We start from the raw sequence: 20378 nt of genomic DNA, 5'->3' as shown, positions 1-20378 counted from the left end.
TCAGGCTGCCGGTGCGAAAGCGGCCGGCGCCGACAACTGCAGCCGGTTGCGGCCGCCGTGCTTGGCCTGGTACAGGGCGCTGTCGGCGCGCGAGAAGAACGCCGATTCGCCCTCGTCCTCGGCGTATTCGGCCACGCCCAGGCTGACCGTCACGCGCAGGTTCGGCGCCGGCATGCCGAAGTCGCATGCCGCGACGGCGCGGCGCAATGCCTCGGCGATCTGCGCGGCCTGCTCCAGCCCGCAGTCGTTGAGCAAAATCAGATATTCCTCGCCGCCCCAGCGCGTCACGACGTCGCTCTCGCGCACCGTGCGGCGGGCGAGGTCGGCGACGGCGCGTATGACCGTGTCGCCCCACAAGTGGCCGTGGTTGTCGTTGACGTGCTTGAAGAAGTCGATGTCGAACAGGATGGCCGCCAGCGGCCGGCCGCTGCGCTTGCTGACGAGGATGCTGTTGCGGAACACCAGTTCCAGCGCCCTGCGGTTCAGCAGCCCGGTCAGCGCGTCCGTCGAGGCGGCCCGCTCGATGCGGCGCTGGAAGCGGTTCACCGTCAGCAGCGTGAGCACCAGCACCGCCAGCGTGACGGCGAAGCTGATGGCCAGATTCAGCGCGAACACGCGCTGCACCGGCTTGACCTCGGCGCTGACGTTTTGCTCGACGACGAGATACCAGCCCAGTTCCGGGATGTAGCGCGAATTGAGCAGCATGCTGGCCGTCTCGCCCTGGTAGGCCAGGTGGGTGGGCACGCTGTCGCGGTTGAGGATTTGCGCGGCGATGGCGCGCACGCCCGGCAGCGTGGCGATGGCGCCGCGCACGCCCTGCATGGACTTGCCGGCCAGGACGATGGCGCCGGCGCCGTCGACGAAATAGATGTTGCGGTGGAAGCGCGCCTGGTAGCGGTCGATGATGCGGCTCATCGTGTCCAGCGTCAGGCCGACGCCGGTGGCGCCGATGAAGTTGCCCTGGTAGTCCAGCACGCGGTGGTTGATGAAGATGGTCATGCTGTCGCGGTTGGCCAGGTCGACATCGACATTGGTTTCATAGTCGGCCGTGGTCAGCGCCCGCAGGCGGAAGAACCAGGCGTCGCGGGAGGCGTCTGGGTGCACGGATTTGAGCCTGCCGCCCGCGTAATAGTAGGCCCGGCTGCGGTCGGAGACGAGGAAGCTGCTGACGGTGCCGTATTTCTTCTTCAATTCCTTGAGGTAACGGACGATTTGCTGCGGATTCTTCTCGCCGCCCAGCATCCAGTCGCGCACGAAGGTGTCGTGCGCCATCAGCGAGGAAATGAAAACGGGGCGTAGAATGTCCTTCTGAATCTCCGAATAAATATTGTCGCCGGTCAGAGGCAGGGTTTGCTCGGCGATGCCGTGTTCGATGGCGTCGCGCGAAGAAATATAACTGGCCAGGCTGGTGGCGAGGAAGCCGCAAACGAGAATCAGCGTGACCCACATGAGTAGGCGGTACTTGACGGAAAACAGACGCATGGCTTCTTTATAAACACTGTGGCGCTTTCCCGGTGGCGCTGCGGGGATGAAATAGTTGCGCAATTTTTAAGTATGACGCCGCGCGCGTCTTGGCGCAATGGCCTATTCCGACTGGTCCGGCGTCGCCAAGGTGTAGCGTGATGGCAAAAGTGCAGTGTTTTATTGCCCTGGATAACCAAATAGTTGCTCGGATTAGTCGACAAACAGTGCAATAAGCAATAAGCTTGATTACTGGAATCTTTCCTTTGCGAATCCAAGTAAATACAAAAATAGTTAAATAACAAGAGCGCGGCACATTTGGCACGCCGTTGCCATTTGGATAGGAGGTATGGACATGTTATTTCTGAAAAGTACGACCGTAATGAAGGCGCCCGGCATTTATGACGTCGACATCGCGGCCAAGCCACCGGGCAAGACCTTTGGCGTTTTCCTCGCAACCGATCCCGACAATCCGCCGGTGCAAGTGTTGGAGGAATTGAAGACGCTGGGTTTTGAAAATACCTACACCTCGAATTACCTGCACAAAGACAAGGGCAAGGTGCTGGATCTGCATTTCCAAAAGGATGGCACCGATCTCTTCAAAGGCTGGAAGACGGACGAATGCACGGCCAACCTGGCGGCGATCGAGGCTTTGTTCGGCGCTATCGGCATCGTCGTGACGCCGCGCGTGATGTCGCTGGCCGAAGCCTACGCTTAAACGGCGGCAGTCCTGCGGGGCCACACGGCCCCGCCGTTCGGTTCCGCCGTATGGCTAGATCTGGATGTCGATGTGGTACAGCGCCCACGGGCACAGGGCGAAGCGCTCGGCCAGCGGCCGCGCCGCCATCGCGGGCACCCGGTCCGCGTCATACACGGCCCATAGCGGCCCCAAACCTCCCAGCGCCATTGCCTCGCCGTCCAGATGGGTGGCGACGATGAAGCCTTGCGCGCGCGCCTGCGCCAGGGGCAGCGACACGGCATAGCCGTCGACCGCCCGCAGCACCAGCGTGGCGGCCGCGCCGGCGCCGGCCGCCGCCAACACCTCGACCAGCAGGGGACCGCGCAGCACGTGCGTCTTGCCGTCGTATTCCAGCGTCGGTTTGATGGTGTGCGCCGGCAAGGCCGCAAGGGCATCGAAATCGAAGGCATAGGCGCGTTCGAAGCTGATTTTTTGCTTGTGCATCATCTGGTCGCGCAGCGGATCGAAGCGCGGGCGGTTGACCTTGCCGACGGCGCCCGTCAGCGTCAGCAGCGCCGGACCGCGCACGTGTGCCGGCGCGCCTTGCGCGCGAGCGGGCAGGGCGGCGCCGGCCAGTGCGGCGGCGGTGAGGAATTGGCGTTTTTTCATGCTCGGCTCCGGGTTTGATGGCACGGGTTTATGATAGCCGTTCGCCCCTTCCGGTTTGACCCACCATGGATTTATTTTCTGCAAGCGACACATTGACGCCGATTCCCATTGCGGATGGCGAGTTGTATTTTCTGCAGCGGCTGGCCTTGCCCGAAGGCGATATGCTGGCCCAGCTGATTGCCGAGACCGACTGGCGCAGCGAGCACATCATGCTGTGGGGCAAGCGCCATGCGCAACCGCGCCTGACGGCCTGGCATGGCGAGGCCCGTTACCGTTATTCCGGCATGACGCTGGAGCCGCAGCCCTTCACCCCCTTGCAACTGCTGCTGAAAGCCGCCGTCGAGCGCGCCACCGGCCGCCGCTTCAACAGCGTGCTGCTCAATTACTACCGCGACGAACGCGACAGCATGGGTTTCCACAGCGACGATGAGAGCGAGCTGGGGCCGCAACCGGCCATCGCCTCGCTCAGTTTTGGCGCGCCGCGCACTTTCATCCTGAAGCACAAGCGCTTGCCGACGACATTGAGGTTGTCGCTGCGCGACAGCAGCCTGTTACTGATGGCAGGTATGACGCAAAGTAATTGGCGCCACGGTATCAACAAGGAAAGCCGGCCCTGCGGCCCCCGCGTCAACCTCACTTTCCGCAATATCCTGTAACTTCGTTCATTTTTCAGCTATTGCTGGAATTTAGTGCTATTTCCAGTAAGAAAAATATCTTTCCAGTAAAGAAATGCGGCTTACATTTCGTCACATTTCTTACCATTTGCGGTAGGACTTGCTTTTTTCCCGATGCTATCTTGAGCACATCGCACTTCACTGAACTGCGAAAACCCCGCGAGTCCACTGAAAATTCTTTGAAAGAGTATGCATTATGAAAAAAATCTTTTTTGCAGTGATTGCTTCTGTCGCAGCCCTGTCGAGTATCTCGATCGCTCATGCCGAGGGCGCTTATGTGGGCGCCGGCGTGACCACGGGCCGTTATAAATTCGACGTGCCGAATGTCAGCAGCGGCGGCGACCGCAGTTCTTACAAGGTCGGCGGGAAACTGTTCGCCGGCTATGAATTCGATAAGACCTGGGCAGTTGAAGGTGGTTTCGCCAATTTTGGCAGCAAAAGCTACAGCTATGTGCAAAATGGCGTGAACGGCAAAATCGATGCGAAGACCCGCGGCTACTATATCGCCGGCAAGGCGACGATGCCGATCAATGAACAGTTCGGCGTATTCGGCAAGCTGGGCGTGGCCCGCAACCGCGACAGCATCAGCGGCACCGGTGCGGCGTCGGGCTTGTCGAAAACCGACAACAAAACCGGCTTGTACGCTTCGGTCGGCGCACAATACGCGCTCAACAAGAACATTTCCTTGAGCGCCGAATTGGAACATTTCGGCAAGAGCGCCAGCTACGGCCACAAGGCGACCGCACTGGCTCTGGGCGCCCGTTACAACTTCTAATGGACGCGGGGCGGGCCGCCCGGCCCGCCCGACAGCAACACCCGACGGCTCCCTTGCGGAGCCGTCGGGCTATGTGGGCCGCGCCGCCGGCTGGCGGCCCCTGTATTACACCGTCAGCGGCTTGTAGCGGATGCGTTTTGGCTTGGCGCCCTCGTCGCCCAGACGTTTTTTCTTGTCGGCTTCATATTCCTGATAGTTGCCATCGAAGAAGGTCACCTGGGAATCGCCTTCGAAGGCCAGGATGTGGGTGGCGATGCGGTCGAGGAACCAGCGGTCATGGGAAATCACCATGACGCTGCCGGCGAATTCCAGCAAGGCATCTTCCAGCGCGCGCAAGGTTTCCACGTCCAGATCGTTGGACGGTTCATCGAGCAGCAGCACGTTGCCGCCCATCAGCAGGGTCTTCGCCAGGTGCAGACGGCCGCGTTCGCCGCCGGACAGGTTGCCGACCACTTTTTGCTGGTCGCCGCCCTTGAAGTTGAAGCGGCCCAGGTAGGCGCGCGACGGCATCTCGAAGCGGCCCACGGTCAGCATGTCGGCGCCGCCGCAGACGTCCTCGAACACGGTTTTCTTGTCGCTCAGCGAATCGCGGTTCTGGTCGACGATGGAGACGCGCGCCGTCTGGCCGATCGCCACTTCGCCGCTGTCCGGCTGTTCCTTGCCGGTGATCATCTTGAACAGGGTCGACTTACCGGCCCCGTTCGGGCCGATGATGCCGACGATGGCGCCGGCCGGCACCGTGAACGACAGATTGTCGATCAGCAGGCGGTCGCCGAAGGCTTTCGAGACGTTCTTGAACTCGATTACCTCATTGCCCAGGCGCTCGGCCACCGGAATGAAAATCTCCTGCGTCTCATTGCGCTTCTGGTATTCGTGCTCGGACAACTCGTTGAAGCGGGCCAGGCGGGCCTTGCTCTTGGCTTGGCGGCCCTTGGGATTCTGGCGCACCCATTCCAATTCCTTGGCGATGGTTTTCTGGCGCGAGGACTCGGTCGCCTCTTCCTGCTTCAGGCGGTTGCCCTTTTGCTCCAGCCACGAGCTGTAATTGCCCTTCCACGGAATGCCGTGGCCGCGGTCGAGTTCGAGAATCCACTCGGCGGCGTTGTCGAGGAAGTAGCGGTCATGGGTGATGCCGACGACGGTGCCGGGGAAGCGCAGCAGGAACTGTTCGAGCCAGTCGACCGATTCCGCGTCCAGATGGTTGGTCGGCTCGTCGAGCAGCAGCATGTCCGGCTTCGACAGCAGCAGGCGGCACAGTGCCACGCGGCGCTTTTCGCCGCCCGACAGCACGCCGATCTTGGCGTCCCACGGCGGCAGGCGCAGCGCGTCGGCGGCCATTTCCAGCTGCAAATTCAGATTGCCGCCGTCGGAAGTCGAAATGATCGCCTCCAGGCGCGCCTGCTCGGTCGCCAGCGCGTCGAAATCGGCGTCCTCCTCGGCGTAGGCGGCGTAGACGGCCTCCAGCTTGGCTTGCGCCTCGAACACTTCGCCCAGGCCGGACTCGACCACCTGGCGCACCGTCTGCTCGGGGTCGAGCACGGGCTCCTGCGGCAGATAGCCGATGTTCAAGCCCGGCATCGGCACGGCTTCGCCCTGGATGTCGGTGTCGATGCCGGCCATAATTTTCAGCAGGGTCGACTTGCCGGAGCCGTTCAGGCCCAGCACGCCGATCTTGGCGCCGGGGAAGAACGACAGCGAAATATCTTTCAGAATCTGGCGTTTCGGTGGGACGATTTTGCCCACGCGGTTCATGGTGTAGACGTAATTTGCCATTGCGGTATCTCGGGTGATCAACAAAGACGGACAGGATACGATAAACGCCCTGTTCCAGCTAGCTCATAAGCGGCAAAGGGCGGTGCGGATCAAGCGGCGGCCACGGCGGGGCGGCGCGACTTCCACAAACCCTCGGCCGCGTACAGGGCCAGCGCGGCCCAGATCGCCAGGAAACCCGTCATGCGCTCGGCCGAGAAAGCTTCGCGGAACAGCCACACGCCCAGCAAAAACTGCATCGTCGGCGAAATATACTGGAACAGGCCGAGCACCGACAGCGGCAGGCGGCGCGCGCCGGCGGCAAACAGCAGCAGCGGCACGGCCGTGATGGGGCCGGACGCGGCCAGCAGCCAGCGGGTGGCGTCGGACTGGGTCGTCAAGAAGGAATTCTGGCCGTGCCAGCTGAGCCACAGCACATAGGCCAGCGCCAGCGGAAACAGAATCAGCGTCTCGAAAGACAGCCCCTCAAGCGGGCCGAGCGCGGCCGTCTTGCGCAACAAGCCATAGCCGGCGAAGGTGGCGGCCAGCGCCAGCGCGATCCACGGCATCTGCCCCGTCTGCAAGGCCAGCCAGGCGACGCCGCAGCCGGCCAGGCCGATGGCGATCCACTGCAGGCGGCGGGGGCGCTCATGCAGGAGCAAAAAGCCCAGCATCACATTCAACAGCGGCGTAATGAAATAACCGAGGCTGGCGTCGATCACATGGCCATGATTGACGGCCCAGATATAAATGAACCAATTCCCCGACAACAAAAACGCGCTGGCGACGAAACCGGCGACGACGCGCGGCTGGCGCGCCAGCGGGCGCAGCCAGCCCCACTGGCGGCGCACCGTCAGCACTATGCCGAGGAACAATAGCGACCACAACATCCGATGCGCGAGAATCTCCAGGGGCGGCACCGCGCCGAGCGCATGAAAATACAGCGGAAACAAGCCCCAGCTCAAAAACGCGAGGGCGGCGAAGACTATGCCTGGATTCATAAACACGATCAAAAAAGGGCTGGAAGGAAACGATTATCGCCCAAATAAGCGCGCGCTGCCGAAGCGCAACCGCCATGTCTAGACCTGACCCCAGGGGCGTATTGCGATACTGGGGTCAGGTCTAGACATGGCGGTTTTGTTGTAGGCTTGCCGGCGGGGAAAAAAGGCCGGTCGCCAGATTGGGCCACAGGGTTAGAATGGCGCTTGTTGAACCATTTCCCGCTGTTTACTCCATGCCAAAATATTCTTGCTATTTGCGAATGCATCTTTTATTGTGCAATGCAACAAAACAAACCCGGGTGCAATCTTGACGCAACAGAAAAAAAGCAGCCTCGTCGCCCTGACGCTGGCCGCCGTCGGTATCGTCTACGGCGATATCGGCACCAGCCCCCTGTACACTTTGAAGACCGTTTTTGCCCCTGAGCATGGTCTGGTGTTGAACCCGAATAATCTGCTGGGCATCGTGTCGCTGATTTTCTGGGGGTTGACGGTCATTATTTCGCTGAAGTATGTCACGCTGGTGTTGCGCGCGGATAACCGCGGCGAGGGCGGCATCATGGCGCTGATGGCGCTGGCGCTGTCTTCCGTCAGCAAGCTGTCGCGCTGGCATTTCCCGCTGATGTTGACCGGCGTGTTCGGCGCCACCTTGTTTTACGGCGATAGTGTGATTACGCCGGCCATTTCCGTGCTGTCGGCGATCGAGGGCCTGGAAGTGGCCACGCCGGCCATGAAGCCGTATGTCGTGCCGCTGACGATCTTGGTGCTGGTGGCGCTGTATGCGGTGCAGTCGCACGGCACCGCCGGCATCGGCCGCTGGTTCGCGCCCATCATGGTGCTGTGGTTCGGCACGCTGGCCGGCATGGGCATCGTCAATATCGTCGACCAGCCGCAGATCCTGGCCGCGCTCAATCCCTGGTACGCCCTCAGCTTCCTCAACGAGAACCGCCTGATCGCCTTCGTCGCGCTGGGCGCCGTGGTGCTGGCCTTCACCGGCGCCGAGGCGCTGTACGCCGACATGGGCCATTTCGGCAAGAAGCCGATCCGCATGGCCTGGTTCCTGATCGCCTTCCCGGCGCTGGCGCTGAATTATCTGGGGCAGGGCGGGTTGCTGCTAGCCCATCCCGAGGCCATTTCGAATCCCTTTTACCAGCAATTGGGCGCCTGGAGCGTCTATCCGCTGGTGATCCTGTCGACGATGGCCACGGTGATCGCCTCGCAGGCGACCATTTCCGGCACCTTCTCGATGACCAAGCAGGCCATCGCGCTGGGTTTCCTGCCGCGCATGCGCGTGCTGCACACCTCCGAGAGCGAGATCGGGCAGATTTATATCCCGGCCATTAACTGGCTGCAGTTGATCGTCGTGCTGCTGGCTGTGATCGGCTTCGGTTCCTCGGAAAATCTGGCGGCCGCCTACGGCATCGCCGTGACGGCGACGATGCTGTCGACCACGGTGCTGACCTTCTTCGTCATCCGCTACCGCTGGAAGATGAACCTGGCGCTGTGCTGGGCCGCGACCACCTTCTTCATCGCCATCGACCTGATGTTCTTCTCGGCCAGCGCGCTCAAGCTGTTCCATGGCGGCTGGTTCCCGCTGCTGCTGGGCTCGGTGCTGTTCATCGTCATGCTGACCTGGAAGCGCGGCCGCCAGCTGGTGTTCCAGAACCTGGAGAAGCACGCCATTCCGCTCGACGATTTCCTGGCCTCGTTGTTCATCGCGCCGCCCACGCGGGTGCCGGGCACGGCGATCTTCCTGCGCGGCGAAAGCGACGGCGTGCCGCACGCCTTGCTGCACAATCTGTCGCACAACAAGGTGCTGCACGAGCGCGTGGTCTTCCTGACGGTGTTCATGCTGGAGGAGCCGTGGGTGCCGCCGTCCGGGCAGGTGCGCGTGCTCGACCTTGGCCACCAGTGCTACCAGATCAATGTGCACTACGGCTTCAAGGACGAGCCCGACATTCCCCGCGTGATGGCGCTGTGCGAGGCGCACGGCCTGCAGTTCGAGATGATGGAGACGTCCTTCTTCATCGCCCGCCAGACCGTCATTTCGACGCCGGGCCAGGGCATGGCGCCGTGGCGCGAGCACCTGTTCGTGGCCATGTCGCGCAACGCCCGCGGCGCCGCCGACTACTACCAGATCCCGAGCAACCGGGTGATCGAGCTGGGCACCCAGGTCGAAATCTAAGGCGCGCCGCCGGCCGCCGCCCGCCCGGGCGCGCGGCCGGTGTTGTATTCCTGCACGGCGCTTACTTATGCTTACATTTTGTCAAAGTTTCCACTGATACACTAGTGTTGTGTCGGCGTATTGGTGCGCCTGGCCATTGACTAAGTTATTGGGAGACTCATGAAATCCACGCTTCACATTATTGCATCCCTGGTTTGCGTTGCCGCGCTGAGCGCCTGCGGCGGTGGCGGCGGTAGTTCCACGCCCACGCCGGCACCGGCCGAGCAACCGGCTACCTCCAGCCAGGTCGACACCCTGGTCGGCGGCGGCGCCGTCGCGGCGACCAACAACAAAGTTACGGTGAAATACACGGGCTGGCTGTACAGCTCCAAGGCGGCTAATTTCAAAGGCAGCCAGTTCGACAGCAGCGGCGACAAGTCCTTCGGCTTCAAGCTGGGCGCCGGCGAGGTCATCCCGGGTTGGGACAAGGGCGTCGTCGGCATGAAGGTGGGCGGCAAGCGCACCCTGGTCTTGACTGCGGCGGACGGCTATGGCGCGAGAGGCAATGGTTCGATTCCGCCGAATGCCGGCCTGGTGTTCGAGGTCGAGCTGTTGACCGTGACGAATTAATCCAGCGGCACCAGCTGCTGGAAGTAGTAAGTGGCGCCGCCCAGTTGCGCTGGCGCCGCGTAGCGCAGCACGTCGGTGCGGCGCAGCGCCACCGGCGCGCTGAACGCCGGCCCGTCGTAGACGAAGGTGTGGAACTCGCCGTTTTCGCCGCAGGCGTCGACGCCGGGCGGCAGGTCGGCCAGGAAGGCGGCGTCGAATTCGCGGCCGCAGAACTCGGCCGGCAGGTGGCGGCCGTCGACGCACACGACGACGGCCTTGAAGCCGGCGGCGATGAATTCGTCAACCAGGCGCCGGCGCGCTTCGCCCCATAGCGGCAGCAAGGCCGTCAGGCCGGCGGCGGCGCACACCTTCTCCTCCCAGGCGCGATGCGGCGCCAGATCAATGTCGCCGAATATCGCGTGGCTGTAGCCCTCGGCCGCCGCCGCGCGCAACATGGCAATGAATTTTTCCTCGTACTCGGCCCAACTGGCGTGGTAGCACTGCAGCCGCGCGCCCAGGCTGGCCGCCTGCGCCTGCAGCAGGGCCGGCGGCACCCCGTGGGAACGGGCGCGCGTTCCGCTTTCGTCCATCGCCGTGATCAGCAGCGGCACCGCCAGCCCCGCCTGGCGGGCGCGCCACAGGGCCAAACAGGAGTCCTTGCCGCCGCTCCAGGACATCAGGGCCGTTTGCTTTGTCATCGTTATCCAGCGCCGTCGAAAGCCCGATTATCGGCGATGCCGGCGCGCTTGCCCAATATTTCCGCCTTGCCTCAGTCGCGCAGCGCCAGCAGCGGCGCCAGGCGCAGCGCGGCGACGGTGTGGCGCGCCGTCGCCAGCGCGGCCACCAGCGCGGCCAGCGCCAGCGCGGCCGGCAGCGGCCACAGGCCGATAGGCGCGCGTTCGACGAAGCCGGCCAGGTAGCGCTCGTTGGCGAGCGCGGCGAGGGGCAGGCCCAAGGCCGCGCCGATGCCGATCAGGCCGGCGAATTCGCGCCCCAGCAGGCGGCCGATGGCGCCGCGGCCGGCGCCGTGCAGCTTGCGCAGGACGATTTCGCGGCGGCGCCGCTGCACGCTGTAGGCCGACAGCACATAGATGCCGAAAGCGGCCAGCGCGACGGCGATCAGGCTGGCGACGCCGAGCATGGCGGCCAGGCGCTGGTCTTCCGCGTAGTTGGCGGCGAAGATGGCGCGCGCCGTGCCGATATCCGGCATGTCGTTGGGGAAGTAGCGCCGCCACAGGACTTCGATGCGCTGCCGCGCCTGCGCCGGCGCCTCGGCGCTGCGCACCGTCAGTACCTGCGGGCTGGCCTGCGGCAGGTAGAGCATCGGCTGCACCGCCTCGCGCAGCGTGCGGTAGCGCAGGTCCGGAGCGACGCCGACGATGCTGCGGGCCGGCGCCGTCCCTTCGGCCGGCAGGATCTGGCCGACGGCGGCTTGCGCGTCCGGATACCCCAGCGCCAGCGCCGCCGCCGTGTTGACGACGGCAACGGCGCTGTCGGCGCGGTCCAGCGCCGGGTCGAACAGGCGCCCGGCGAGCGGCGCCACGCGGTACACCTCGAAAAACGCCGGGCTGACCGGTTTCATCTCGATGCGCATGGTGTCGCCGTCGGGCCGGCGCAGGCCGGCGACGATGCTTTTGCCGTCACGCCCGACCGCCTCCGGGCTGCCGGCCACGCCGCGCACGCCGGGAAGGCGCGCCAGCGCCTCGGCGAAGGCCAGCGCGCCGGCCGGCTCGGCCTTGGGCGGCAGGTCCAGCACCAGCAGGCCGTCCGGGTCGAAGCCCGGGTGGGCGTGGCTGGCATAGTCGGCTTGCCAGGCGATCGCCAGCGTGCTGCCGCTCAGCGCCATCGCCGCGGCGAACTGCAGCACGGTGAGCACGCGGCGCAAGTACAGGCCGCCGGCCGCTTCGCCGCCGCGCCCGGCCAGCGCCTGGCCCAGGCGCACGCGGGTGGCGCTCCAGGCCGGATAGGCGCCGGCCAGCAGGCCGGTGGCCAAGCAGAAGGCGAGTGCGGCGGCGCAGCGGGCCGGCGTGAAAAAGCCCTCCAGCGTGCGCCCGAGCAGCTCGGCGAACAGGGGCAGCGCCAGCCAGGCCAGCACCAGTCCGGCCAGCGTGGCCAGCAGCGCCACCAGGGCCGACTCGGCGAGGAATTGCCGCGCCAGGCGGGCGGCGCCGGCGCCGAGCAGCTTGCGCACGCCGATTTCGCGCTGCCGCCGCAGGGTGCGCACGGTGGCCAGGTTGACGTAGTTGGTGGCCGCCAGCAGCAGGATCAGCAGCGCGACCCCGGCCAGGCCGAAGACCTGGCCCTTGTCGCCGTAGCGCTTGCCGGCGCGGCTGGCGGCAAGGTCGGCGTCGAAGTAGACCTGCGGCAGGGACTGCAGGGCGATGTCGGTGACGCGCCTGCCGGCCAGCGATTTGCCCATCGCGCTGTCGCGCACCATGGCTTCCTGCGGCGAGCGGTCGGTGGCGTCCTGCAGCGCCCGGGTCAGCGCCGCCGCCGACACGCCGGCGCCGGCGCGCACATAGATTTCGGCGCGGCCCCGCTTGGCGAAGCTGGCGCTGCGCTGCGGCTCCGGCCAGGCGGCGCTGCCGCTGCCGGTCAGCGCCTCGTAGGGACGCGTGGTATTGGCCGGCGGATCGGGCAGGATGGCCTGCACGCGCAGCGGCGCCTCGCCCACGCGCACCAGCTGGCCCAGCGCCGGCTGCCGGCCGAACAGCCTGAGCGCGGTGCGCGCCGTCAGGGCCAGGCCGTCCGGCCGCGTCAGCGCCGCCGCCAGGTCGCCCTGCAGCGGCGCGATGCCGAAGATGTGCTGGAAGGCCGGGTCGACGGCGTACAGGTCGACCTTGTGCAGGCGCCCGCCCAGTTGCAGCGGCGTTTCCAGTTCCTTGACGATGCTGGCCTGCAGCGGCATGCCGCTGTGCAGGGCGGCGTCGCGTAGGCCCAGGCCGGCCAGGGTCTGCCATTCCGGGCGGGGGAAGACGTTGATGCGCTGCTTGACGACAAACACCCGCGCGGCGTCCGGCACATGGCTGTCGTAATCCATGCTGTAGCGCACCAGGCCGAGCAGCAGGAAGCAGGCGGCGAAGCCGAGCGCCAGGCCGCACACCACCACCGCCGAATAGGCCGGCTCCCGCACCAGCACGCGCCAGCCGATGCGCAAGTCGCGCAGCTTCACCGTTGCCGCCTACTTGAGGCGGAAGACGGCGTGCACCGTTTGGCCGAACTGGATCGCGGCCGGCACGGCGTTGCCGCGCGCGGCGGGCGTCCGCGCGGCGGCCGTTTCCGCGGCGGCGCCGGCGAAGCCGAAGGCCCCGCCCAGCTTGTCGGGCGGCGTCCTGGAAATGGCCACCGCCGCGCCCGGCTTGCGGCCGAAGGCCTGCGCCAGGTCGGCCGCCGTGCGGCGCGCATTCTGCGCCGCCTCCAGCAGCAGGCGCTGCTCGACCTGCGCGCGGTCGACGCGGTCGAAGGCGACGCCGAGATTGTCGACGGCCTTGTGCGCCAGCAGCGCGGCGATGTAGTCGGGCCAGGCCCGCAGGTCGCGCACCCGCACCGTGAAGTGGCGCGAGATGGCCGTGCTGAAGGCCAGCTCCTCGCCGGCCTGGGCGACGACGGCGACGGATTTCTTGCCCAGCTCGAAGGCGTCGATGTCGGCCGCGTCGACGCCGGCCGCGGCGAACTGCGCCGCCAGCGCGGCGCTCGCCTCCTCGACCTCGGCCAGCGCCAGGGCGCCGTCGCGGCGCTGGGCCACCACGTCGAACTGCAACTCGCCGATGTCCGGCGCCAGCCACTGCTCGGCCTTGCCGCTGGCGCTGACGAAGGGATAGTCGGGCAGCGGCGAGGCGCATGCGGCGGCGTGGCAGCACAGCAGCGCAAAGCTCAGGGCGGCGGGTCTTAACATCGTGTTTCCTATAAAAAGGTGGACAGGCGCGCCCGGGGGCACACATTTTTCGAGTGTGCACAAAGACTAACATGGCTTAGTTAGCAATGGCCGTGCCAGGGTTCCGGCGGGGCCGGCCCGGGCCGGCGCGGGCGAGTGTCCGTAGCCGGACAGCGGCCACTGTCCGGAAGCGGACAGCGGCGCCGGCGCCGCAAAAAAGGCCGCCGGCCGGCCGCCCCCGGGCGGCGGCGCGGCTGTTAGAATGCCTTGCAATCTTGCTCATTCACCACTGTCCCCATGGCCGATTCCGCAGCCCACATCCTGATACTCGACGACGACAGCGACGTCGCCTGCGCCGCGCAACTGCTGCTGCGGCGGCGCTACGGCCGGGTCGCCACGCTGCACGAGCCGGCCGGCCTGGCGGCGCTGCTGGCGGCCGGCGTGCCCGACGTCGTGCTGCTCGACCTGAACTTCACGCCGGGCCGCATCGACGGCGCCGAGGGCCTGGCCGTGCTCGACCTGCTGCGGGCGCAGGCGCGCCCGCCGGCCGTCATTGCGCTGACGGCCTACGCCGACGTGCCGCTGGCCGTCGAGGCGCTCAAGCGCGGCGCCGGCGACTTCATCACCAAGCCCTGGGACAATGCGCGTCTGGTGGCGGCCGTCGACCAGGCGCTGGCGCGGCGCGCCGCGCGCCAGCCGGCGGACGGCGCGACGGCGGCGCTGATGGGCGAGTCGGCGGCCATGCGCGAACTCAAGACGATGATCGCCAGCGTCGGCCCGACCGAGGCGAATGTGATGATCCTCGGCGAAAACGGTGTCGGCAAGGAGTTGGTGGCGCGCGCGCTGCACCTCGCTTCGCGCCGCGCCGCCGGCACCTTCCTCGCCGTCGACATGGGGGCGCTGCCGGAATCGACCTTTGAAAGCGAATTGTTCGGCCACCGCAAAGGCTCGTTCACCGACGCCAGGGCTGACCGCGCCGGCCGTTTCCAGGCCGCGCGCGGCGGCTCGCTGTTCCTCGACGAGATCGGCAACATGCCGCTGGCGGCCCAGGCCAAGCTGCTGACGGCGCTGGAGCGGCGCGAAGTGACGCCGATCGGCGCCGACCGGCCCGAGGCGATCGACGTGCGCATCGTCAGCGCCACCAACCTCGACGAGGTGCGCCTGTTCGACGCGGCCGTGTTCCGCCCCGACCTGCTGTTCCGCCTGAACACCATCGTCATCCGCGTGCCGCCGCTGCGCGAGCGGCGCGACGACATCGCCGGCCTGCTGCGCCACTACCTCGATGCGTATGAGCGCCAGTATCAGCGCCCGGCGCGCGCGCTGGGCGCGGCGGCGCTGGCGCGGCTGCAGCGGCACGCCTGGCCGGGCAATGTGCGGGCGCTGCGCCACGCCTGCGAACGCGCCGTCATCCTCGGCCGCGACGCCGACTATGGCGTCGACGACTTCGGCCTGGCCGGCGCCGCGCCGGCGGCCGGCGCGGCGCCGGCGCCGGCCAGGGCGGCCGAGGCCGGCGAGGACTTCAGCCTGGGCGCCCTCGAACGCGACGCCATCGCGGCGGCGCTGGCCCAGGCCAAGGGCAACATCAGCCACACGGCGAAGATGCTGGGCGTGAGCCGCGCCGCGCTGTACCGCAAACTGGGCAAGCATGGCATCTGAGCGGCGCCTGAAGCTGGCCGTCTGGGCCGGCGCCGCCGGCATGATGGCGGCGGCGGCCGGCGCCCACGCCGCCGCCGCGTCGCCGCGCCTGCTGGTGCTGTGCGTGCTGGCGGCGCTGCTGTGCGGCGCCGTGCTGTGGCGCGGGCTGGCCCGCCTGGCGCCGCGCCGGCCGCAAGGCGTGCCCGAACTGGGCATCGGCCTGCCGTTCGACCGCCAGGATTTGATGGCCGCCTCGCTGGCGCTGGAGGCGCGCCTGGAACACGCGCCGATCGCGCTGTTCCGCATCGAGCAGCTGAGCGGGCCGGGCGCCGTGACGCCGCTCAACGCCAATGCCCGCCGCCTGCTCGCGCCGGGCCGCGCCTGCGCCTCGCCGCAACTGTATGCCTTGCTGAACGCCCAGCCGATCGATCGGCGCAGCCTGATCACCTTCGACACCGAGCGCGGCGCCGAGCGCGCGCTGGTGGCCGTGACGGCGCTGACGCTGCAGGGCGCGGCGCAGCGCCTGGCCGCGCTGATGCCGGTCGAAAGCGAGCTGGAGGCGGAGGCGTTGAACGCCTGGCGCCAGCTGGTGCACGTGCTGACCCATGAAATCATGAATTCGCTGACGCCGGTGGCGTCGCTGTCGCGCACCGCCTACGATTTGCTCGATGAATTGCACGGCGATTTGCCGGCCGACGTGGGCGAGGACCTGGGCACGGCGCTCGACGCGATCAGCCGGCGCGCCGGCAGCCTGGTCGATTTCGTCGCCAGTTACCGCAGCCTGTCGAACCTGCCGCAGCCGCAGGCCGAGCGGGTCCGGCTCGACGAGCTGTTCGGCCGCCTGGACGCCTTGCTGGGGCCGGCCTGGCGGGCGCGCGGCGGGCGCGCCGCGTTTTCGGTCGAGCCGGCCTCGCTGGAAGTGCTGGTCGACCCGGGGCAGTTGGAGCAGGCCCTGATCAACCTGCTGAAAAACGCCGCCGAGGCGACGGCCGGCGTCGCGGCGCCGCAAGCCGTCGTCAGTGCGCGCCTGAGCCGGGGCGGGCGGCTGCGCATCGACATCGTCGACAACGGCCCGGGCGTGCCGGAGGCGATGGCGGCGCATATCTTCACGCCGTTCTTTTCGACCAAGAAGCAGGGCCGCGGCATCGGCCTGGCGATGGTGCGCCAACTGGTGCACGGCAACGGCGGCACGGTGCGCCATGCCAGATCGGTGACGGCCGGGGCGCGCTTCGTCGTGACGTTCTGAGGCCGCGTGCCGCCAGCCCTTTAGCGCAGCATGTCGATGTGCTCGATGCCATCCTCGTCGTAGGGCGCGCCGACGCTGACGAAACCGAAACTTTGATAGAAGCGCTCCAGATAGCGCTGGGCGTCGATGCGGATCGCGTGGCCGGGGAATTGCCGCTCGGCGCGGGCGATGCCCTGTGCCAGCAATTGCCTGCCGACGCCGGTGCCGCGCGCGGCCGGCGCCGTCAGCACCCGGCCCAGCGACATTTCCGGGTACTTCGCGCCCGGCGCGAGGCAGCGCAGGCTGGCGGCCAGGCTGCGCTTGCCGTCCACTGTTTGCCAGCCCAGCAAATGCCAGGCGTCCAGGTCGCGGCCGTCCAGGTCCTGGTACAGGCATCGCTGCTCCAGCACAAACACTTCCTGGCGCAGCGCCAGCAGCCGGTACAGCTCCGTCTTGCTTAATTCCTCAAATGTCAGCCATTGCCAATCCGTCATGTGCCCTCCATGGAATCCAGCCGCCATTCTAATGCGGCAAAGCGGGGCCGGCGTCGCGTCAACGATGCCGGCCCCGCCGTGGTCTTGCCGCGAAATACTTATACCAGCGTCAGCGTGACGTCGATGTTACCGCGCGTGGCGTTCGAGTAGGGGCAGACGATGTGCGCGGCGGCGACCAGCGCTTCGGCGGCGGCGCGTTCCATGCCCGGCAGCGCGATTTTCAGCTCGACTTCGATGCCGAAGCCGTTGGGGATCTGGCCGATGCCGACCACGCCTTCGATGGACAGGTCGGCGGGCAGGGCGATCTTGTCGCGGCCGGCGACGAATTTCATCGCGCCGATGAAACAGGCCGAATAGCCGGCGGCAAACAGTTGCTCGGGATTGGTGCCGGCCGCGCCATTGCCGCCCAGTTCTTTCGGCGTTGTCAGCTTGACGTTCAGCGCGCCGTCGGAGGAGGTGGCGGCACCTTCGCGGCCACCGGTGGCGGTGGCGTGGGCACGGTACAGTACTTGTTCGATCGACATGGTGTTTTCCTATCAGTTAGTGGTTGTTTGCAAGCGTGGGTCAAATAGATAGCTAACTATCAAATAGCAAGCTACTTAAAACGTGAAGCCAGGGTGCGCGGAAATCTGCGTTGCCGCTGCTGTCCGTGGCGCCCATGAGCAAACTATAAATCGTGCACTATTTAATTGCAAGCGATTTTTATATTTCCTGGCCCGCGCCTTATTCGGCCGTTTCGAAGCCTTCCAGCACGTTGACGACGTTGACGCCGATTTCCTTGATGGCGTAGCCGCCCTCGAAGACGAAGACGGTGGGCAGGCCGAGCCAGGCCAGGCGCTCGCCGATGCGCAGGAAGTCGGCGCTGTGCAGCGCGAAGTGCGACAGCGGGTCGCCGGCGAAGGTGTCGACGCCGAGCGAGACGACGAGGGCCTCGGGCGCGTAGCTGCCGAGGCGGATGCAGGCCGTCTCCAGCGCGGCGAACCAGGCCGGCGCCGCGGTGCCGGCCGGCAGCGGCAGATTCATGTTGTAGCCGAGGCCGGGGCCGGCCCCCGTTTCGTCGGCGTGGCCGAGGTAGAACGGGTATTCGTTGCGCGGGTCGGCGTGGATGGAGATGAATTGCACGTCGCTGCGCTGGTAGAAGATGCTCTGGGTGCCGTTGCCGTGGTGGTAGTCGAGGTCGAGGATGGCGACGCGGCGCGCGCCGTCGTCGAGCAGGTGCTGGGCCGCCAGCGCGGCGTTGTTGAGGAAGCAGTAGCCGCCGTAGAAGTCGGCGCCGGCGTGGTGGCCGGGCGGGCGCGTCAGCGCGAACGCGGCGCGCTCGCCCAGGCGCAGCGCGTGGGCCGCGTTGACGGCGCAGTCGGCGCCCGTTTTCGCGGCGATCCAGGTGCCGGCCGTCAGCGGCGTGCCGTTGTCCATCGAGTACAGGCCCAGCCTGGCGCAGAAATTCTCCGGCTCGATGTCGTCGCGCAGCGTGCGCACCGGCCACACGGACGGGAAGGCGTCCTTGTCGGCGTTGGCCGGGTCCAGCGCCAGCCAGTCGGCCCAGGCGTGGCGCAGGAAGTGCAGATAGCGCGGCGTGTGGATGCGTTCCAGCGAGGTCAGCGGCACGCCGTGCGGCGTGACGATGCGCCCGAGGTTGCGCCGCGCCAGCTCGGCGACGACCAGGTCGGCCCGCTCCGGCTTCTCGAAGCAGGGCACGATGGCGCCGCGAAAGATCTCGAAGCGGCCGCTGTGCTGGCCGTGGGCTTCGTTGTAGAAGGTCAGCACGGCGCGCCTCGGGGTTTCAGCAGTGCGGGCACAGCGTGCTGGCGCGGTAGGCCGCGACATAGTCGTCGAAGCTGCCGGCCGGCGTGCGCTCGATGGCGTCCTGTTCGGCCAGCGAGGCGGCGGCCAGTTCGCCGAAGTAGGCTTGCTCGGCCGGCGTCGGCGGGTGGGCGCGGAAGTAGGCGGCGTGGCGCAGGCTCTGGCGCAGGCCGAAGTCGGCGAAGGAGCCGCCGTTGCCGCGCAGCTCGGCCAGCACCTTGGCCGACGGCGTCGCGTCGGCGTCGGCCAGCTTGGCCGCCTGCGCCGCCAGCGCGTCGGCGTGGACCGTGTCGCCGCGCTGGGCGTCGAGCAGGGCCGCCACCGGGGCGATGCGTTCGAGCAGTTCGCGGCCCCAGTCCCGCAGGCCGATGTCGCCGTCGTCGCGGCGCAGCGTCAGGCCGGGGCGGCGGCCTTCCTTGACGGTGCGGGCGAAGTTTTCCGTGTACATGGCGCTCTGCTGCTCGGAGATGGCGGCGCTCTCGTCGAGGGCGCAGAACAGCAGGAAGGCGTCGAGGAAGCGCCCGGTCGCGACGCTGATGCCGACCGGCTCGAAGGGGTCGACGTCCAGGCAGCGCACTTCGATGTACTGCACGCCGCGCAGGCACAGCGCCTGGATCGGCCGCTCGCCGGTGCGGATCACGCGCTTCGGCCGTATCGTCGAATAGTATTCGTTCTCGATCTGCAGCACGTTGCTGCTCAGCTGTATCCACTCGCCGTCGCGTTTCGTGCCCAGCTCCGCATACGGCGGGTAAGCCTGGTTGACGGCCTTGGTCAGCGCCGCCACATAGTCGTCGAGGCTGTTCTCGTGGGGGCGCAGGCCGGACTGGGCGTCGTTCTGGTAACCGAGGTCGCTCATGCGCAGGCTGGTCGCGTGGGGCAGGTACAGCGTGTCGTCCGACAGCGTCTGCAACTGGTGCGGCGCGCCGCGCAGGAAGCCGCTCGACAGCGCCGGCGAGGCGCCGAACAGGTACATCAGCAGCCAGCTGTAGCGGCGGAAATTGCGTATCGTCGCCAGGTAGCTGGCCGACTGGTAGGCCAGCGGCGCCGCCTTCGCGCCGCTGTCGGCGGCCAGCACGCGCCACAGGCGCTCGTCGAGCGAGTAGTTGTAGTGGATGCCGGCGATGCACTGCATGGCCTTGCCGTAGCGCAGCGCCAGGCCGCGCCGGTAGACGTGCTTGAGCATGCCGAGGTTGGACTTGCCGTACCAGGCGATCTGGATCTCTTGCTCGCCGGGCAACTGGCTGGGCATGGACTGGCTCCACAGCAGCTCGTCGCCGAGGCGGGAATAGGCGTAGCGGTGGATGCCGTCGAGCTTGTCGAGCGTGAGGCCGATGTCGTGCTCGGCCGGGGTGATGAATTCGAGCAGGGCCTCGGCGTAGTCGGTGGTGATCTGCGGGTGGGTCAGGGCCGAACCCAGCGCCGCCGGGTGCGCGGTCGCGGCCAGGTGGCCGGCGGAATCGACGCGCAGGGTTTCCCTTTCGATGCCGCGCAAGCCGCCGGCCAGCAGGCCGCGGTGGGCATCGTCGGCCAGCAAGGCCAGGCGGCGTGTCAATAGATTGGACAATTTGA

Annotated in this window: 18 protein-coding genes; 7 read left to right on the top strand and 11 right to left on the bottom strand. The window is 66.9% G+C overall.

Annotated features, from left to right (window positions below; translation table 11 throughout):
• The gene (locus OIK44_RS09095) at nucleotides 1–1482 is read right to left on the bottom strand and encodes a sensor domain-containing diguanylate cyclase (RefSeq protein ID WP_273670421.1); all 1482 of its coding nucleotides are present in this window, start codon (nucleotides 1480–1482) and stop codon (nucleotides 1–3) included.
• A 334-nt stretch (nucleotides 1483–1816) separates the two neighbouring features.
• Here OIK44_RS09095 and OIK44_RS09090 point away from each other — a divergent pair, with 334 nt between their 5' ends.
• A complete protein-coding gene (locus tag OIK44_RS09090) occupies nucleotides 1817–2179 on the top strand; it encodes a hypothetical protein (protein ID WP_273670420.1) in 363 nt (120 codons plus the stop codon).
• 54 nt (nucleotides 2180–2233) lie between these two features.
• Here OIK44_RS09090 and OIK44_RS09085 read toward each other — a convergent pair whose 3' ends face one another.
• Nucleotides 2234–2809: a putative pterin-binding protein gene (locus OIK44_RS09085; protein ID WP_273670419.1), complete on the bottom strand. Its 576-nt coding sequence runs from the start codon at nucleotides 2807–2809 to the stop codon at nucleotides 2234–2236.
• A gap of 65 nt (nucleotides 2810–2874) precedes the next feature.
• On the opposite strand from OIK44_RS09085, the gene OIK44_RS09080 reads away from it, so the two are divergent.
• Complete coding sequence (locus tag OIK44_RS09080; protein ID WP_273670418.1) at nucleotides 2875–3465, top strand: alpha-ketoglutarate-dependent dioxygenase AlkB family protein; 591 nt, start codon at nucleotides 2875–2877, stop codon at nucleotides 3463–3465.
• A gap of 214 nt (nucleotides 3466–3679) precedes the next feature.
• Nucleotides 3680–4258, top strand: coding sequence for a porin family protein (locus OIK44_RS09075; RefSeq protein ID WP_273670417.1), 579 nt, complete (start codon nucleotides 3680–3682; stop codon nucleotides 4256–4258).
• Between the two features lie 105 nt (nucleotides 4259–4363).
• On the opposite strand, the gene ettA is transcribed toward OIK44_RS09075, so the two are convergent.
• Complete coding sequence (gene ettA, locus OIK44_RS09070; protein WP_273670416.1) at nucleotides 4364–6031, bottom strand: energy-dependent translational throttle protein EttA; 1668 nt, start codon at nucleotides 6029–6031, stop codon at nucleotides 4364–4366.
• A gap of 89 nt (nucleotides 6032–6120) precedes the next feature.
• Nucleotides 6121–7008 (bottom strand): EamA family transporter RarD, encoded by an 888-nt coding sequence (gene rarD / locus OIK44_RS09065; RefSeq protein WP_273670415.1) that lies wholly within the window; start codon nucleotides 7006–7008, stop codon nucleotides 6121–6123.
• A 304-nt stretch (nucleotides 7009–7312) separates the two neighbouring features.
• Here rarD and OIK44_RS09060 point away from each other — a divergent pair, with 304 nt between their 5' ends.
• Together OIK44_RS09060 and OIK44_RS09055 are read left to right on the top strand one after the other, a co-directional pair.
• Nucleotides 7313–9190 (top strand): potassium transporter Kup, encoded by a 1878-nt coding sequence (locus tag OIK44_RS09060; protein WP_273670830.1) that lies wholly within the window; start codon nucleotides 7313–7315, stop codon nucleotides 9188–9190.
• A 159-nt stretch (nucleotides 9191–9349) separates the two neighbouring features.
• The gene (locus OIK44_RS09055; RefSeq protein WP_273670414.1) at nucleotides 9350–9799 is read left to right on the top strand and encodes an FKBP-type peptidyl-prolyl cis-trans isomerase; all 450 of its coding nucleotides are present in this window, start codon (nucleotides 9350–9352) and stop codon (nucleotides 9797–9799) included.
• Here OIK44_RS09055 and OIK44_RS09050 read toward each other — a convergent pair.
• From OIK44_RS09050 to OIK44_RS09040, 3 genes are all read right to left on the bottom strand, one after another.
• Entirely contained in the window at nucleotides 9796–10476 is a 681-nt protein-coding gene (locus OIK44_RS09050) for a Dph6-related ATP pyrophosphatase (protein WP_273670413.1), read from the bottom strand. The two genes, OIK44_RS09055 and OIK44_RS09050, sit on opposite strands and share 4 nt — an antisense overlap.
• A gap of 71 nt (nucleotides 10477–10547) precedes the next feature.
• Nucleotides 10548–12950, bottom strand: a complete 2403-nt coding sequence (locus OIK44_RS09045; protein WP_273670412.1) for an ABC transporter permease — start codon at nucleotides 12948–12950, stop codon at nucleotides 10548–10550.
• A 9-nt stretch (nucleotides 12951–12959) separates the two neighbouring features.
• Entirely contained in the window at nucleotides 12960–13673 is a 714-nt protein-coding gene (locus tag OIK44_RS09040) for an SIMPL domain-containing protein (RefSeq protein ID WP_273670411.1), read from the bottom strand.
• A gap of 276 nt (nucleotides 13674–13949) precedes the next feature.
• Between OIK44_RS09040 and OIK44_RS09035 the strand changes: the two genes are divergently transcribed.
• Nucleotides 13950–15308, top strand: a complete 1359-nt coding sequence (locus OIK44_RS09035; protein WP_273670410.1) for a sigma-54-dependent transcriptional regulator — start codon at nucleotides 13950–13952, stop codon at nucleotides 15306–15308.
• Complete coding sequence (locus tag OIK44_RS09030) at nucleotides 15298–16533, top strand: sensor histidine kinase (RefSeq protein WP_273670409.1); 1236 nt, start codon at nucleotides 15298–15300, stop codon at nucleotides 16531–16533. Before OIK44_RS09035 ends, OIK44_RS09030 begins: the two co-directional genes overlap by 11 nt.
• 20 nt (nucleotides 16534–16553) lie before the next feature.
• Here the strand turns inward: OIK44_RS09030 and OIK44_RS09025 are convergent, their stop codons facing one another.
• The 4 genes from OIK44_RS09025 to gshA form a co-directional block, all read right to left on the bottom strand.
• Complete coding sequence (locus tag OIK44_RS09025) at nucleotides 16554–17006, bottom strand: GNAT family N-acetyltransferase (protein ID WP_273670408.1); 453 nt, start codon at nucleotides 17004–17006, stop codon at nucleotides 16554–16556.
• Between the two features lie 98 nt (nucleotides 17007–17104).
• Nucleotides 17105–17530 (bottom strand): organic hydroperoxide resistance protein, encoded by a 426-nt coding sequence (locus tag OIK44_RS09020; RefSeq protein ID WP_273670407.1) that lies wholly within the window; start codon nucleotides 17528–17530, stop codon nucleotides 17105–17107.
• A gap of 199 nt (nucleotides 17531–17729) precedes the next feature.
• On the bottom strand, nucleotides 17730–18773 hold the full coding sequence (locus OIK44_RS09015) for a histone deacetylase family protein (protein WP_273670406.1): 1044 nt from the start codon (nucleotides 18771–18773) through the stop codon (nucleotides 17730–17732).
• Between the two features lie 16 nt (nucleotides 18774–18789).
• Complete coding sequence (gene gshA, locus OIK44_RS09010; protein ID WP_273670405.1) at nucleotides 18790–20373, bottom strand: glutamate--cysteine ligase; 1584 nt, start codon at nucleotides 20371–20373, stop codon at nucleotides 18790–18792.
• Nucleotides 20374–20378 lie beyond the last annotated feature (5 nt).

The sequence above is a fragment of the Janthinobacterium fluminis genome, from assembly GCF_028595325.1.
GTDB lineage: Bacteria > Pseudomonadota > Gammaproteobacteria > Burkholderiales > Burkholderiaceae_D > Janthinobacterium > Janthinobacterium fluminis.
The sequence above is the reverse complement of the archived record's forward strand: the minus strand, read 5'-3'. Positions and strand labels throughout refer to the sequence as shown.

Bases quoted from the DNA above. Each gene is read 5' to 3' on its own strand.
- OIK44_RS09080 (WP_273670418.1), top strand. From the start codon at position 2,875: ATGGATTTATTTTCTGCAAGCGACACATTGACGCCGATTCCCATTGCG.
- OIK44_RS09090 (WP_273670420.1), top strand. From the start codon at position 1,817: ATGTTATTTCTGAAAAGTACGACCGTAATGAAGGCGCCCGGCATTTAT.
- OIK44_RS09030 (WP_273670409.1), top strand. From the start codon at position 15,298: ATGGCATCTGAGCGGCGCCTGAAGCTGGCCGTCTGGGCCGGCGCCGCC.
- ettA (WP_273670416.1), bottom strand. From the start codon at position 6,031: ATGGCAAATTACGTCTACACCATGAACCGCGTGGGCAAAATCGTCCCA.
- OIK44_RS09035 (WP_273670410.1), top strand. From the start codon at position 13,950: ATGGCCGATTCCGCAGCCCACATCCTGATACTCGACGACGACAGCGAC.
- OIK44_RS09050 (WP_273670413.1), bottom strand. From the start codon at position 10,476: ATGACAAAGCAAACGGCCCTGATGTCCTGGAGCGGCGGCAAGGACTCC.
- OIK44_RS09075 (WP_273670417.1), top strand. From the start codon at position 3,680: ATGAAAAAAATCTTTTTTGCAGTGATTGCTTCTGTCGCAGCCCTGTCG.
- OIK44_RS09085 (WP_273670419.1), bottom strand. From the start codon at position 2,809: ATGAAAAAACGCCAATTCCTCACCGCCGCCGCACTGGCCGGCGCCGCC.
- OIK44_RS09020 (WP_273670407.1), bottom strand. From the start codon at position 17,530: ATGTCGATCGAACAAGTACTGTACCGTGCCCACGCCACCGCCACCGGT.
- OIK44_RS09055 (WP_273670414.1), top strand. From the start codon at position 9,350: ATGAAATCCACGCTTCACATTATTGCATCCCTGGTTTGCGTTGCCGCG.
- OIK44_RS09040 (WP_273670411.1), bottom strand. From the start codon at position 13,673: ATGTTAAGACCCGCCGCCCTGAGCTTTGCGCTGCTGTGCTGCCACGCC.
- OIK44_RS09095 (WP_273670421.1), bottom strand. From the start codon at position 1,482: ATGCGTCTGTTTTCCGTCAAGTACCGCCTACTCATGTGGGTCACGCTG.
- OIK44_RS09025 (WP_273670408.1), bottom strand. From the start codon at position 17,006: ATGACGGATTGGCAATGGCTGACATTTGAGGAATTAAGCAAGACGGAG.
- rarD (WP_273670415.1), bottom strand. From the start codon at position 7,008: ATGAATCCAGGCATAGTCTTCGCCGCCCTCGCGTTTTTGAGCTGGGGC.